Raw genomic sequence first — 13,620 nt, 5'->3', positions numbered from 1 at the left:
TGTGTTGGGGCTTTAGTCCCATCGATTTGTGTATGGGGTGGTGTGGTGGATTTCTGCCCAGACGATTGCGTCGCCCCATTGGGGGATTGATGTGGCGGTTTGGTGGTGTTGTCTGGCGTGGTGGTAGGTGTTTTCGATGTCGCTGTCAGTGGGGAAGGTTTTGAGGAGTTGTGCTGGTGGTAGCGGGTTTGGGCTGTGCATGTAGCACCACCAGAAGATCGCTTTGATGCGTCGGGTTAGGCTCATGCCTCTGTGATCGCGCAGCATTTGGCGTAGGGGTGCGTTGATGGCTCCTTCGATGCGGTTATTGGTTGATGGCATGGTGATGTCCCATTCGTCGTCAAGGAAGGTGAATAAGCGTTTGTCTGCGAGGATTTTGTTGGTGGAGTTTCGGGCTTTAACCAGGCGCGCATGGGTGTATTCGAGGGTTCCATTGGGGGTTGCGGTGCGTTGGGCAAGGAATGCCTCCCAGCGGCGAAGCCAGTCCATGTAGTCGCGGATCCATTGGCGTGCCGATTGGGGTGTTTTAGCTTTCAACAGCGCTAGGGCGAGCTGGCGAAGCTCTTGAGAGGCTGGTAGGCGTGGATGGCGTGTGGTGGCTGTGGTCAGGTTCATGAATACATGAAAGACACATCGTTGGACACTAGTGTCGGGCCAATGTTGGCGGCGAGCTTTCTCAAAACCACCACTGCCGTCAGTGACAACCACATCGGGTGGGGCGATGCGGCTCATAAGCGCACCCCACGCCCTGGAGTTCTCACTACGAGCCACATACCAGCCCAGCACGTGTTCGTTGGTGCAGGCAATCAACACGACCGCTTGACGGCCCAAATGCAGGCCGTCAACGAAGACGACTGGGTGGACTTCGTCAACGACGGGACAAAAAGGCCATAACTGCCACAAGCGTTCGTTCTTACGCCTAAACGTTCGTCCCGCCCCTGGCATGTTCTTTTGAAGTTCACCCGATGTCAGCCACTTCAAAAACCGCTCAAGAAGCTTCGCGGTGTTATCAATGCGCCCCACCCGTGACACGCCGCACGCGCGACACCTCCACCGTTGAGTTCCACGAGACGTGTACCCATACCGCGTCATCACAAGACCACAAACTTCACATCGAGGAATATTCATTCCTCAACGATCAGAAAAAACAACTTCAACGCCAACTATTCACTGCAACCACAACCAAAACACACCCACCGACCAACACAAAATGTCCGCGACGCAAGTTGGAAACCACCAACTTCAACACCGACTTTCCCCCGCCATACCAACGAAAAACAACCCAAAAACCAACACGAAAAGTCCGCTAACCCCGAAAGCGCGCTTTTGACGTGGCCGGGCACCCTGGTCGTTGCTTCCCACGATCAGTGGCTGATCCGCACGTGGGATTCTGGAGACGAGGACGACTCCGATTGCCATGTCCTCCCTCAGATCCGGGATGACTGTGGACACGCACGACGCCTGCATGTGCGGCTCTAGCCCCGGAAACTACAGCGAAAAACCGGGGCCAAACCACCAATTCATGTCGTTTAAGCCGGCTTATGGGGCTTAGGCTTATGGGCTTATGGGCCACGAAGTCTCGGGGAGACAAAGAAAATCTCGCAGTCACTCAAAACCGGTGCTGCGAGATTTTTGTACCCCCAGTCGGATTTGAACCGGCGTTAACGCCGTGAGAGGGCGTCGTCCTAGGCCACTAGACGATGGGGGCCTTGATCTTCAGTTATTCACCCACTCCATTCCTGGCGTGGATTCTTTCCGTCGATCCGTACCCCCAGTCGGATTTGAACCGGCGTTAACGCCGTGAGAGGGCGTCGTCCTAGGCCACTAGACGATGGGGGCTTGATCGAGATGAGCCGAAGGCTCATCGACCGCTGGGGTACCAGGACTCGAACCTAGAATGGCTGAACCAGAATCAGCTGTGTTGCCAATTACACCATACCCCAATGGGCATCACCATCAGCTCAGTGAGCCGCGGCGACGAAAGAAAACACTAGCGCAGGCAGCTACCGAACAGCAAATCTGAGCCAAGTGGAACCCCTCACCTTCAGCGCGGAAAAACCCGCAGCCATCAGGAAAGCGCTGAATTCCCTAAATGTTCAAGGAGCCGAGCGATTCGGGCAGCAACCTGGTCTTTACCCAGAAGCGCCATTGAATCAACCACTGGAAGCGACACATTCGTTCCGGTCATCGCAACAAAAAGAGGACCGAAGGCCAGACGCGGCTTCACACCCATCTGCTCAACGAGGACGCGATCAAGCGCGGCCTTGATCGTCTCTGGCACCATCTGTGCATCGTCAAGACCCGCGATTACGTCCGCAGCGGCACGTAGGACATCGGGAGCCGACTCCTTGAGTTTCGACACAGCTTTTTCGTTGTATTCAATGGCCTCCGGCTCAATGAAGAGGAAACGCATGAGGTTGCCCGCTTCGCCAAGCATCTGCATCCGGGTCTGCGCCAAAGGAGCCGCAACATCGAGAATTGCGCGCTCGTCCTCGTTCATTCCCTCGTAGGTGTCGGCGGAAACCACGCCGTCGCGATGCAGGAAAGGCACGAGACGCGAACGGAAGTCCGAGGGTTCAAGCATGCGGATATGTTCGGCGTTAATCGCGATAGCTTTCTTTTGGTCGAAACGCGCAGGGTTCGGATTGACCTGTGAAATATCGAAAGCGTCAACCATCTCTGTCATCGAGAAGATGTCGCGATCTGGAGCGATCGACCAGCCGAGCAAAGCAAGGTAGTTATTCAGGCCCTCGGGAATCATCCCGGCCTCGCGATGCAAGAGGAGATTCGACTCGGGGTCACGCTTGGAGAGTTTCTTGTTGCCCTCACCCATCACGTAGGGAAGGTGCCCAAAACGCGGCATGAACTTCGCAACGCCGATCGCCTCAAGCGCACGGTAGAGAACAATTTGGCGGGGAGTGGATGACAGCAGGTCCTCACCGCGCAGAACGTGGGTAATTTCCATGAGCGCATCGTCAACGGGGTTGACCAGCGTGTACAGCGGATCACCGTTGGCGCGGACAATGACGTAGTCGGGAACAGAACCTGCCTTGAAGGTGATCTCCCCGCGGATCAGGTCGGTGAATGTGATGTCCTCATCGGGCATCCGGATCCGCAGAACAGGTGTGCGTCCTTCCTCCACGAACGCTGCGATCTGTTCGGCGGTGAGGTCGCGGTCAAACCCGTCATAGCCCAGCTTCGGGTCCTCACCCTTGGCGCGATGGCGAGCTTCGATTTCCTCCGGAGTTGAATAAGACTCGTAGGCATATCCCGCTTCAAGGAGCTTAGCCGCAACGTCACGGTAAATATCCATACGTTCGGACTGACGGTAAGGGCCGTGCGGTCCTCCCTTGTTCACGCCCTCATCCCAGTCGAGCCCCAGCCAGCCCAGGGAATCGATGATTTGGTCGAAGGATTCCTGGGAGTCGCGTGCGGCATCTGTGTCTTCGATCCGAAAGACGAACGTGCCTCCGGTGTGCCGGGCGTAGGCCCAGTTAAACAGGCAGGTGCGAACCATGCCGACGTGGGGGGTTCCGGTGGGCGAAGGGCAGAAGCGGACGCGCACGTCGGCTCCGGTGGCAGTCGTTTCACTCATAATGAAGCCGATTCTACTCTGTTCTTCCCCGTGCTTGCGATGGGCGGTGACGCTGGTCATTGCCCCGACTCATCATCGCCCCACATGACGCCACCGCAACAAGTGCGAGCGCGGCGGCACAACACACATCGCGCCGATCCCTCCCCGAACGCCGCCCTGATCCCAAAGTCGTTGCATTCTCCCAACGATTGATCTCCCCCGTCTTTTTCTCATCCGCGACAATAGGCTAGACACAGCGGATTCACGGTTCTAGCGAAAGGGACAACAATGAGCGTCCAGACCTTTACTCCCCAGCAGCTACGCGACACCGGTTCCCTCAAGTGGACGGGAATCACCCGGTCAAACGGCGATCCAACAATTGGCGCATGGGTTGCAGAAATGGATTTCGGCACCGCGCCGGAGGTCTCGAAGGTCATGAAGGACGCGATTGACAATGGGCTCCTGGGATATCAGCCTCCCTGGCTTGAAGGCGCAATTCAGGAAGCAACAGCATCGTTCCAGGCGCAACGTTTCGGCTGGGATATCGCCCCCTCGGACGTGCGTCTGGTCGCCTCGGTTTTGCCCGCGCTCAAAGAAACAATCAGACGCTGTGTGCGCCCAGGAGCGCCCATCATCGTTCCCACTCCCGCATACATGCCTTTCCTGACGATCCCCGGGGCTTTGGATCATCCCGTCATTGAGGTTCCTTCCCTGCGCACCCCCTCAATCTCTACTTCGGGGGACGAGGACGAGGCGACCCTCCCCTACGCAGCGTCTGTTTCTCCCAAAGAGTGGATTCTTGACCTCGACGGGATCCGACGCGGCCTCGAAGCCGGAGCCGGACTGGTGATCCTGTGCAACCCGTGGAACCCGACGGGTCGTGTGCTGTCCAGGGATGAACTTGAAGCTCTGGGCCACCTCGTCAGTCAGTACGATGCGCTCGTTTTTTCCGACGAAATCCACTCTCCTCTCATCATCGATCCCACGGTGACATTCACGTCCTACGCACGTCTTAGCCCGACATTTGCCGCCCACACGGTCACGGCAACAGCCGCCTCAAAAGGGTGGAACATCGCGGGACTCCCCTCCGCGCAGGTCATCTTGCCCGACGCAGCGCTGCGGGAGAAGTGGGATACATTCGGGTCCGAAGTTGCCCACGGTGCGAATGTCATCGGCACTCTCGGAGCGATTGCGGCCTACACCTCGGCAGATGCCTGGCAACGAGAGGTGATTGACATCATCCGCTCGAATGCCGACGACGCCGAGAAAGCAACTGCGGGAACACCAATCGATTATGTTCGTCCCCAGGGCACATACCTCACGTGGTGGGGTTTCGACGGCGTTGACTTAGGTGGGCTTTCTCCGGCGAAGGCACTGCGAGAGGGCCCGGGGATCGGTGTCAATGCCGGCCTGTCCTTGGGTGCCGACTACGCGCAGTGGGCACGGATCAATCTGGCGTGCTCCCCCGATGTTGCACGCACGATCATCGACGGGGCGCTCTCTTTGCTGTGAGCTCCGCGCCACCAAACGGGAGCTCTCAGCGTGCGGCGAGACCGTGTCCGTCCTCGTTCCTGACGACGCTTTCGCGCCGCAAGTTTAAGGAACGAGGACGAGCGGGCCGCTGAGAGTTCTGAGCCGATCGAGAGTTTACGAGGCGTTGACAACGGGGTTGGACAAGGTGCCGATACCTTCGATCTCCACCTCAACTCGCTGCCCGGCGTCGATCGGGCCGATTCCGGCGGGCGTCCCCGTGATGATGATGTCACCTGGGAGCAGGGTGAAGATCGTCGATACGTACGCAACGAGTTCTTTGACCGGGGTGATCATTGAGGCAGTGGAATCCGATTGTTTGATTTCACCGTTGACGCGTGTCTCGATGTGCAGGTTGTTGACGTCGAGTTCGGGGTCAACAATGATCCACGGCCCAAGGGGGCACGATGTGTCGAATCCCTTCGCGCGTGTCCACTGACCGTCGTTGCGCTGCGCGTCGCGTGCGGTCACGTCGTTGGCGCACGTGTATCCCAAGATGACATCGTCCACGCGGTCAAGCGGAACGTCTTTGGCCAGCGACTTGATGATTACCGCGAGCTCGCCCTCGTAATGAACCTCCGATGACCAGCTCGGACGCGCAATCGGATCGTCTGGGCCGATGACCGACGTGTTGGGTTTGAGGAAGATGACGGGGCGAGCCGGGGCTTCCCCACCCATTTCACGCGCGTGGTCAGCGTAGTTCTTGCCGATACCCACAACTTTCGACCGGGGAATCACCGGGGACAGCAGGCGCACTTCATCGAGTTCGACGATGCGACCATCTGGTTCGACAGGGTTGAACAGCGGATCACCTTTGAGAACGACGATTCGGTTCGAGTCGTCATCCAGGGCACCGTAGCGAGGAGTATCTCCATCGGAAAAGCGAACAATTCTCATAGTCCAAGAGTATTGCTTCCCACCTGCATTTGGTGCACGTCCACTATTCCCGGTGGTCGTCGGCTGAATGCTTCGCCCACACGTCGCCGGGAACATCTCCGGGAAGGAAGGCGTTGTCTTGACCAACAAAGACCGGTTCCTCAATGCCATCACGTCGCTGAGCGACGTAGTCACGCAGCGCCCCGATTCCCCATTTCGAGAGCCACACGAGGGCGACGAGGTTCGTCACTGTCATGACGGCCATCGCAATATCGACGGCGTTCCACACGAGATCGAGGGAGAGGACGGCACCGGCCGTTGCAGAAAGGACCGAGAGCACGCGGATTGACCACGTTGACCAGGTCTTTTGCCCCGTGAGGAACGTCATATTCGTATCGGAGTACACATACGCTGCGATGATCGACGAGAACGCCAGAACGAAGATGAGGATTGCCATAGGAACAACGGTCCACGTCCCCAACTCATGTGCCACGGCAAGCGTTGTCAGGTTCGCAGGGTTGACGTCCTCGCCACCCCAAACTTCCGGACCGGCAATCAGGATGACGAAAGCCGTTGTCGTGCACACGATGATCGTGTCAACGAAGACACCGAGGGATTGAATGAAACCTTGGCTCACGGGGTGAGCAACCGTGGCAGTGGCCGCAGCGTTCGGGGCTGTTCCCTGACCGGCCTCGTTGGAGAAGAGGCCGCGTTTCGTTCCGTTGATGACGGCGGCGAGAATGCCGCCGCCTAGGCCACCAACCAGGGGCTGCGGGGCGAAGGCTGAAGAGAAGATTTGACCGACGACTTCACCGAAACGTCCTGCGTTGAGGACGCAGATGATGAACACCATGACGACATAGATGATCGCCATGATCGGAGCCATCCATTCGGTGACGCGGGCGACCTGGCGGATTCCGCCAAAAATCACCATCGCAGTGAACACGAAGATCAGACCGGCAACCGTCAGGTCGGCAGCGGAAATCTCACCGAAGCCGGGGATCGGTTGGTTAGCTGCTTCGCCGAAGACCGACGTGAGCGTGGACGCCACCGCGTTTGACTGAACAGAGGTGATGACGAAACCACAGGTGACAACGGTGATCACGGCGAAGACCTTCGCCATGACGCGGCTCTTCATTCCACGGGCAATGTAAAAGGCCGGGCCTCCGCGGAAAGTTCCGTCGTTGGCGCGGACCTTGAAAACCTGCGCCAAAGTGGCCTCGAAGAACGCCGTTGCCATTCCGACGAGGGCAACGACCCACATCCAGAACACAGCGCCAGGTCCACCCATGAGGAGAGCTGCGGCAACGCCGAAAACGTTGCCGATTCCCACGCGTGCGGCTAGGGAGATCGCGAAAGCTTGGAAGGAGGAGATCCCGCCCTCGGCTCCCTTGCGCGACGACAAAACCGTTTTGACCATGCGGGGGAAGAAGCGAATCTGGACGGCTCCAGAGCAGATCGTCAGATAGAGGCCTGCGCCGAGGAGAACCCAGACAGTGATATGGAGGGTCACCCAGTCTGCTACTTGGAGGATGCCATCGGCGAGCGCTTCCACTGTTCTTATTCCCTTCATGTGGTGATGTGACCGACTCAGCATGCCATATGTCATCTCCGTTGTGTCTGACCTATCCACCACGTGACGGGCTTCAAGAAATCACCAGCTCAGGCGAGGGTGTACGCCCTTATAAAATTGGGCCTCGGCCTCGTGACACTAGGTCACCAGCCCAGTCACGATGATTGAGGTCAGCAGACCTCGTGCTCGGTCGAAACTGCCCGTCCGACTGACGGATGGTGACCGAGGACGCAGTTGCCGGTTGCCCGTGAAACAATGACTGTATGAGTGCTCCACTGAATGAACTCCTCGACGATCTCGAAGATTCGGGCGTCCTCGATAATGAGGACGCCCTGTATGAGGCGTTCACTTCGTGGGCACGCGAGGCTGGGAAACCCCTCTATCCCCATCAGGACGAGGCTCTGCTTGAAATCCTTGCGGGAAACCACGTCATCGCTGCAACACCAACGGGGTCGGGCAAGTCAATGATCGCGCTGGCCGCACACTTTGTGTCGATGGCGCATGGCGGGCGGTCTTTCTACACCGCGCCTCTGAAGGCGTTGGTGTCGGAAAAGTTCTTCGATCTGGTTTCCCTATTTGGCGCTGACAACGTCGGCATGGTCACCGGGGATGTCTCGCTGAACGCGGACGCGCCGATCATCTGCTGCACAGCGGAGATCCTCGCCAACCAGTCGCTGCGTGACGGACCCACTCTTGACACCGACATGGTGATCATTGACGAATTCCATTTTTATGGGGATCCGCAGCGCGGCTGGGCCTGGCAGGTTCCGCTTCTTGAACTGACGAAACCCCAGTTCATCGCCATGTCGGCAACCCTTGGTGACACCTCCCGTTTTCAGGCTCAGTGGAAGCAGCGCACCGGTCGCGATGTCGCTCTTGTTGACAATGCCGAGCGTCCGGTTCCCCTTGAATTTGAGTACGTTGTTGACCGAGCTGATGACACGGTTGAGCGACTGCTTGCTGAGGAACGCTGGCCGATCTATATCGTGCATTTTGCTCAACGAGACGCGGTTGAAACCGCACATTCTTTTGATCGGCGCACGCTGATCACAGCGCAGCAGAAGGAAACAATCGCCCAGGAGCTCAAGACCGTGAGCTTTGGGAAAGGCTTCGGACAGCAGCTACGCCACCTCTTGTCCCAGGGGATCGGTGTTCACCATGCGGGGATGTTGCCGAGGTATCGTCGCCTCGTTGAGAGACTGACGCAGCAGGGGCTTCTTCCCATCGTCTGTGGGACCGACACTTTGGGTGTCGGCATCAATGTCCCGATCCGTACCGTGCTCATCACGTCACTCGTGAAGTTTGACGGAGACAAGATGCGCCATATCAGCGCGCGTGAGTTCCATCAGATTGCCGGCCGAGCGGGACGGGCCGGATTCGATACTGTCGGTTTCGTTCGTGTTCTTGCCCCGCCACACGAGGTCGAGGCTTCACGTGAACGCGCTCGACTCACCGCCGCGCAGGAGCAGGCACGTGACGAGCGGGAGCTGAAGCGATTGAAGAAAAAGGGTGCGAAGAAACGTAAGAGTTCACCGGATGGGAAGATCTCGTGGACGCGCTCTACCTTTGATCGACTCGTCGGCGCTGCTCCCGAACAGTTGGACTCTCAGTTCTCTCTCACTCACTCGATGGTGCTTAACGTTTTGGCTGGCGCCCAAGAAGCCGGACGCGACCCCGGTGCCCACCTTGTTGATCTTGCAACAATGAACGACGATCCACCTAAGCCAGCAAACCCCCATCTGCGCAGGCTCGGAGAGATCTACTCATCGATGCGGCGCGCCGGCGTCGTCGAACACGTGTCGCAGGCACGTGCGGCAGCCGATGGCCTCCCACGCCTGAGAGCGGCAACAGATCTTCCTGATGACTTCGCCCTCAACCAACCACTCTCCCCATTCGCTTTGGCGGCGTTGGAGCTCCTTGACCCCCAGTCCCCAGACTTCAGCCTCGATGTTGTTTCCGTTGTCGAATCTGTGATCGAAGCCCCCAGACCTCTGCTCTTTGCCCAGCAGAATGCGGCCCGCGGTGAAGCCATTGCCTCAATGAAAGCTGAAGGCATGGACTACGACGAACGCATGGAGGCCTTGGAGTCTGTGACGTGGCCAATGCCCCTGGCTGACCTCCTGGAATCGGCGTTTTCAACCTATACGCAATCGAATCCGTGGGCGATGGACCTGGAGATTTCCCCTAAATCCGTCGTTCGCGAAATGATCGAGAACGCCATGACCTTTACCGAACTGGTTTCCCGCTACGACGTTGGCCGTTCCGAAGGTGTGATTCTGCGCTATCTGACAGACACCTACCGGGCGCTGCGTCAAATCCTCCCCGACTCGGTGATGACCGATGAGGTCACGGCGATCATTGAGTGGCTTGCCGCGCTGATTCGTTCCGTGGACTCGTCGCTGCTGGATGAATGGGAAGCACTCGCGCAAGGACGTGCCCTCACTGAGCCCACCGACGCAACGGGGGACGAACGTGCCTTTGGCGCCGATGAGGAAGGAAACGTCGCTTTCAGCGCGAATCGTCATGCTTTCCGCACGGCGATCCGCAATTCGATGTTCCGTCGAATCGAACTCATGAGCCGTGACGATGTCGAAGGCCTCGCACGGATCGACAACGGATCTGAGTGGACGCTGGACCGCTGGGATCATACGCTCGCGCGTTTCTGGGCGGAACATGAATGGATCCGAACGGACCAGGAAGCACGTTCCGCACGCTATGTGAGCATCAACGAACATCCAAGCCGTGAGGATGTCCTCCTCGAAGGGGCAGACACCGGTCAGGCGGACGTCGTCGACGAGGCTCCCGAGGGGTCATACTGGCTGGTCACCCAGACAATTGTTGATTCCGATGACGCCCTCGACTGGCGCATGAGCGCACTCGTGGATGTCGCTGCATCGAACGACCGTCACGCCGCGGTGATCCAGATGCTCACGGTTGCTCCCCGGTAGATTCATCAACGGAAGAAAAGAGACGATCATGCGTACGCTGCTCAACATCATCTGGTTGCTTTTCGGTGGAATTTGGCTGTGGTTGGCCTACATGATTGTCGGTCTCTTTGCCTGCATTTTCATCATCACGATTCCTGCCGCAGTTGCCTGCTGGCGAATCGCCGGATATGTCCTGTGGCCATTTGGCCGTCGGGTCGTTGACATGCCCGGCGCCGGTGCGGGTTCCTGCCTGATGAATCTCGTGTGGTTCTTTGTGGCCGGATTGTGGCTCGCAATCAGCCACGTCACCACCGCTTTCTTCCAGGCGATCACGATTATTGGGATTCCTTTGGCCATCGCGAACCTCAAACTTATTCCCGTGACCTGTTTCCCCTTCGGAAAGAGCGTAATCAGCGATTCGCAAGCACCGATCATCTGACAGGTGATCCTGTGAGAATCAGGCGGGAGCTTGCCGAAACACGAAAGGACGCACATGAAGAAAGGGGCCGGTCCAACCCGGGCAATCGAAGCACTGACGTCGGCGAATATCCCATTCACTGTCTATGAATACGAACACTCGCCCAGGGCACGGACCTTCGGAGAAGAAACCGTTGAAAAACTGGGTGTTGATCCGGCAATGGCATTTAAGACGCTGCTTGTACGTCTCAACTCGGGCGAATACGTGGTCGGTATTGTCCCCGTGTCCTCGCATCTGTCACTCAAACTCATCGCGAAAGCTGCCGGAGCAAAAAGCGCGGACATGGCGGACCCGCGCGTGGCGGAGCGTCGGACCGGCTATGTTGTTGGCGGGATCTCACCGTTGGGCCAGACAACCGAGCATCGGGTTTTCATTGACGAATCCTGTCTCGATCACGAGACGATGCTCGTCTCTGGCGGAAGGCGAGGGCTTTCGGTCGAACTTTCTCCCCTCGACCTCGTTGAGGCCACCAACGCCCACGTCGTCGATATTCAAGCCCTGAACTAGGCACGAACACCCCAATTTACCCCGCCCCCGTCATGGTCGATATTCAGGCCCTGAACTAGGCGCGAATACCCCAGGCATTTCGGTGCGGGTAGAGTTTTCATATGACAATCTCGCAGGCCATCGCGCAGGCTTATGAACGCATAGACGGGGCTGTCCAGGCGGCTGGACGCCGTGATCACGTGTCTATGGAGATCGCCGTCAAAACCCGCACCGGCGACGAATGTTTCCAAGCAGCAGCTGCCCTTGAGTCCTTCGGGCAGCCCGTTCTCCTCGGGCACAACAGAGTCCAAGAAGCCCGGGGCACTGCCGAGGATATCCGCCGTGTTCCCGGTGCCCGCATCCACCTCATTGGCCCACTCCAGACAAATAAAATTAACCAGGCTCTCAGATGCATTGATCTCATCGAATCGGTGGATTCGTTGAAACTTGTTGCTGCACTTGATCAGCGCACTCCCAAGCCTCTGCCCGTCTATGTGGAGGTCAACGTCTCTGGCGAAGACACGAAGCACGGATGTTTCCCAGGCGAGGTCGACGCGATTGTCGACGCCGTGATGTCGTGCGTAAATCTCACCCTCGCGGGTTTCATGACGGTCGGCCTGAATTCACCGGACGAAAAACCCGTGCGAGAGGCCTACACTCACTTGCGCAAGATCCGCGAGGCAACGTCGGTGCGCCTCGACATTCCCGTCTCCGACCTGGAACTGTCAATGGGGATGTCACGCGACCTTGAGTGGGCAATTGCCGAGGGCGCAACGATCGTTCGCTTAGGTACCGCAATTTTTGGTTCCCGACCGGCGCAGTAGGACGCAATCAGAAAGTACAGGTCCCGAACTTTAACCTCGAACAAGCATTGATCAGGACCGCCAGCCCCAATCAGATTCCTCGCCCTATTTTCCTAAGCCGCTGGGATCGCACCTCAGGGGATTCGGTAGATCCATTCCTTCGTCGCGAACTTCGTTTCGCACCGTTCGCGGGCAATCTCGAGGTCGCGTTCGGTGATCTCACCGGGTGTCGCGCGATATTTCTCCTTGAAGTAGTTATAGAAAGTCTCGATGACGGCTGCTCGAGGCAAACCGGTCTGCGAACGCATCGGATCAACTCTTTTCACCGCGCTGCGCGTCCCCTTGTCCCGGATCTTCTCCATGCCAATACGCAGGACCTCGTTCATCTTCTCAGCGTCAATGTCATACGCCATCGTCACGTGATGCACCATATAGCCGTTAGCCCAACGTTTTTGAGCGGCTCCGCCGATCTTCCCTTTCTCTGAGGCAATGTCGTTGAGGGGGACGTACCTTGCTTTGATCCCGAGCTTTTCCAGAACCTCCATCACCCACTGATCAAGGAATGGATAGGACTGCTCAAAGCTCATCCCTTCGACGAGCGCAGTCGGAATCACCAAGGAGTACGTCACGCAGTTCCCAGATTCCATGAACATCGCTCCACCACCGGTGACGCGACGCGAAACGGTAATGCCGTGGCGATCCACCCCATCCTGTTGGATTTCGTTGTCGTAGGACTGGAAAGAACCGATAACAACCTGCGGGCCTTCCCATTCCCACAGACGCATAAAGGGTTTGCGACGCCCAGCTGCGACTTCCTCAACAAGGGTCTCATCAAGAGCAACATTAATAATCGGCGCAACCGTTGGCCCGTGGATCACCTCGAAATCAATGTCCGACCAGTCGAGGGCCACACCAAGGGCACGGCGAACCGCAATCCCCACCGCGTCCGGGGTGATCCCCAGGAGTTCATCGTCAGGCGCTAACGCGTTGCGTACACGTGCGGCAAGTTCCTTGGAATTCGCCGAAACCGGTGCCCCCTCAATCGCGCCGTTAATCCGGTCAAGCGCGGAGTCGGGGTTTAGGAAGAAGTCTCCAGAGACCTTAACCTCGGTGAGAACGTCCGCATCGACTTCCAGGTCAACGACGACGAGCTTTCCACCGGGGACTTTGTATTCACCATGCATGGTCTCATTCTTCCACGCGCACGTCCCAATAAGCACCCCAGACCTTGGCAGATACCGTCAGGGAGCCGGACACGCCGGAAACATTGTCACCAGGCACCCCAGACCTTGTGGATATTGCTCGCCGAATAGATGCTGCGGCCACCTCGTCCTCGTGACCCGTGGGCACGAACTCACTCATGGGTCAGGTGA

General features: G+C 57.9%; 11 protein-coding genes and 3 tRNA genes. 5 read left to right on the top strand and 9 right to left on the bottom strand.

Annotated features, from left to right (window positions below; translation table 11 throughout):
• Positions 1–12: 12 nt before the first annotated feature.
• The 5 genes from G7Y41_RS02845 to gltX form a co-directional block, all read right to left on the bottom strand.
• Positions 13–1,128: an IS1249 family transposase gene (locus G7Y41_RS02845; protein WP_196819463.1), complete on the bottom strand. Its 1,116-nt coding sequence runs from the start codon at positions 1,126–1,128 to the stop codon at positions 13–15.
• 507 nt (positions 1,129–1,635) lie between these two features.
• Positions 1,636–1,708 (bottom strand) — tRNA-Glu (locus G7Y41_RS02840).
• Positions 1,709–1,766: 58 nt separating this feature from the next.
• A tRNA-Glu gene (locus G7Y41_RS02835) sits at positions 1,767–1,839 on the bottom strand.
• 32 nt (positions 1,840–1,871) lie between these two features.
• A tRNA-Gln gene (locus G7Y41_RS02830) sits at positions 1,872–1,943 on the bottom strand.
• 125 nt (positions 1,944–2,068) lie between these two features.
• Positions 2,069–3,595, bottom strand: a complete 1,527-nt coding sequence (gltX, locus tag G7Y41_RS02825; RefSeq protein WP_165315821.1) for a glutamate--tRNA ligase — start codon at positions 3,593–3,595, stop codon at positions 2,069–2,071.
• Between the two features lie 267 nt (positions 3,596–3,862).
• Between gltX and G7Y41_RS02820 the strand changes: the two genes are divergently transcribed.
• A complete protein-coding gene (locus tag G7Y41_RS02820; RefSeq protein WP_165315820.1) occupies positions 3,863–5,086 on the top strand; it encodes a MalY/PatB family protein in 1,224 nt (407 codons plus the stop codon).
• A 135-nt stretch (positions 5,087–5,221) separates the two neighbouring features.
• Here the strand turns inward: G7Y41_RS02820 and G7Y41_RS02815 are convergent, their stop codons facing one another.
• On the bottom strand, positions 5,222–6,001 hold the full coding sequence (locus G7Y41_RS02815; protein WP_165315819.1) for a fumarylacetoacetate hydrolase family protein: 780 nt from the start codon (positions 5,999–6,001) through the stop codon (positions 5,222–5,224).
• Between the two features lie 43 nt (positions 6,002–6,044).
• Positions 6,045–7,553, bottom strand: coding sequence for an alanine/glycine:cation symporter family protein (locus tag G7Y41_RS02810; protein WP_165315818.1), 1,509 nt, complete (start codon positions 7,551–7,553; stop codon positions 6,045–6,047).
• 263 nt (positions 7,554–7,816) lie between these two features.
• On the opposite strand from G7Y41_RS02810, the gene G7Y41_RS02805 reads away from it, so the two are divergent.
• From G7Y41_RS02805 to G7Y41_RS02790, 4 genes are all read left to right on the top strand, one after another.
• Entirely contained in the window at positions 7,817–10,501 is a 2,685-nt protein-coding gene (locus G7Y41_RS02805) for a DEAD/DEAH box helicase (protein ID WP_165315817.1), read from the top strand.
• A gap of 28 nt (positions 10,502–10,529) precedes the next feature.
• Positions 10,530–10,919, top strand: coding sequence for a YccF domain-containing protein (locus tag G7Y41_RS02800; RefSeq protein ID WP_165315816.1), 390 nt, complete (start codon positions 10,530–10,532; stop codon positions 10,917–10,919).
• Positions 10,920–10,973: 54 nt separating this feature from the next.
• On the top strand, positions 10,974–11,465 hold the full coding sequence (gene ybaK / locus G7Y41_RS02795; RefSeq protein ID WP_165315815.1) for a Cys-tRNA(Pro) deacylase: 492 nt from the start codon (positions 10,974–10,976) through the stop codon (positions 11,463–11,465).
• A gap of 101 nt (positions 11,466–11,566) precedes the next feature.
• Positions 11,567–12,268, top strand: coding sequence for a YggS family pyridoxal phosphate-dependent enzyme (locus tag G7Y41_RS02790; protein ID WP_165315814.1), 702 nt, complete (start codon positions 11,567–11,569; stop codon positions 12,266–12,268).
• Positions 12,269–12,381: 113 nt separating this feature from the next.
• Here the strand turns inward: G7Y41_RS02790 and lplAB are convergent, their stop codons facing one another.
• Together lplAB and G7Y41_RS02780 are read right to left on the bottom strand one after the other, a co-directional pair.
• Positions 12,382–13,431 (bottom strand): lipoate-protein ligase LplAB, encoded by a 1,050-nt coding sequence (lplAB, locus tag G7Y41_RS02785; RefSeq protein WP_165218618.1) that lies wholly within the window; start codon positions 13,429–13,431, stop codon positions 12,382–12,384.
• A 4-nt stretch (positions 13,432–13,435) separates the two neighbouring features.
• Positions 13,436–13,609: a hypothetical protein gene (locus G7Y41_RS02780; protein WP_165315813.1), complete on the bottom strand. Its 174-nt coding sequence runs from the start codon at positions 13,607–13,609 to the stop codon at positions 13,436–13,438.
• Positions 13,610–13,620 lie beyond the last annotated feature (11 nt).

Origin of the sequence: Schaalia sp. ZJ405 (assembly GCF_011038885.2) — a bacterium.
Taxonomy (GTDB): domain Bacteria; phylum Actinomycetota; class Actinomycetes; order Actinomycetales; family Actinomycetaceae; genus Pauljensenia.
This window is presented reverse-complemented; position numbering and strand designations above follow the sequence as displayed.

Excerpts from the sequence above, each read along its gene's own strand:
- G7Y41_RS02800 (WP_165315816.1), top strand. The coding sequence starts at position 10,530 with ATGCGTACGCTGCTCAACATCATCTGGTTGCTTTTCGGTGGAATTTGG.
- G7Y41_RS02820 (WP_165315820.1), top strand. The coding sequence starts at position 3,863 with ATGAGCGTCCAGACCTTTACTCCCCAGCAGCTACGCGACACCGGTTCC.
- lplAB (WP_165218618.1), bottom strand. The coding sequence starts at position 13,431 with ATGCATGGTGAATACAAAGTCCCCGGTGGAAAGCTCGTCGTCGTTGAC.
- G7Y41_RS02780 (WP_165315813.1), bottom strand. The coding sequence starts at position 13,609 with ATGAGTGAGTTCGTGCCCACGGGTCACGAGGACGAGGTGGCCGCAGCA.
- G7Y41_RS02810 (WP_165315818.1), bottom strand. The coding sequence starts at position 7,553 with ATGAAGGGAATAAGAACAGTGGAAGCGCTCGCCGATGGCATCCTCCAA.
- ybaK (WP_165315815.1), top strand. The coding sequence starts at position 10,974 with ATGAAGAAAGGGGCCGGTCCAACCCGGGCAATCGAAGCACTGACGTCG.
- G7Y41_RS02805 (WP_165315817.1), top strand. The coding sequence starts at position 7,817 with ATGAGTGCTCCACTGAATGAACTCCTCGACGATCTCGAAGATTCGGGC.
- G7Y41_RS02845 (WP_196819463.1), bottom strand. The coding sequence starts at position 1,128 with ATGAATATTCCTCGATGTGAAGTTTGTGGTCTTGTGATGACGCGGTAT.
- G7Y41_RS02790 (WP_165315814.1), top strand. The coding sequence starts at position 11,567 with ATGACAATCTCGCAGGCCATCGCGCAGGCTTATGAACGCATAGACGGG.
- G7Y41_RS02815 (WP_165315819.1), bottom strand. The coding sequence starts at position 6,001 with ATGAGAATTGTTCGCTTTTCCGATGGAGATACTCCTCGCTACGGTGCC.
- gltX (WP_165315821.1), bottom strand. The coding sequence starts at position 3,595 with ATGAGTGAAACGACTGCCACCGGAGCCGACGTGCGCGTCCGCTTCTGC.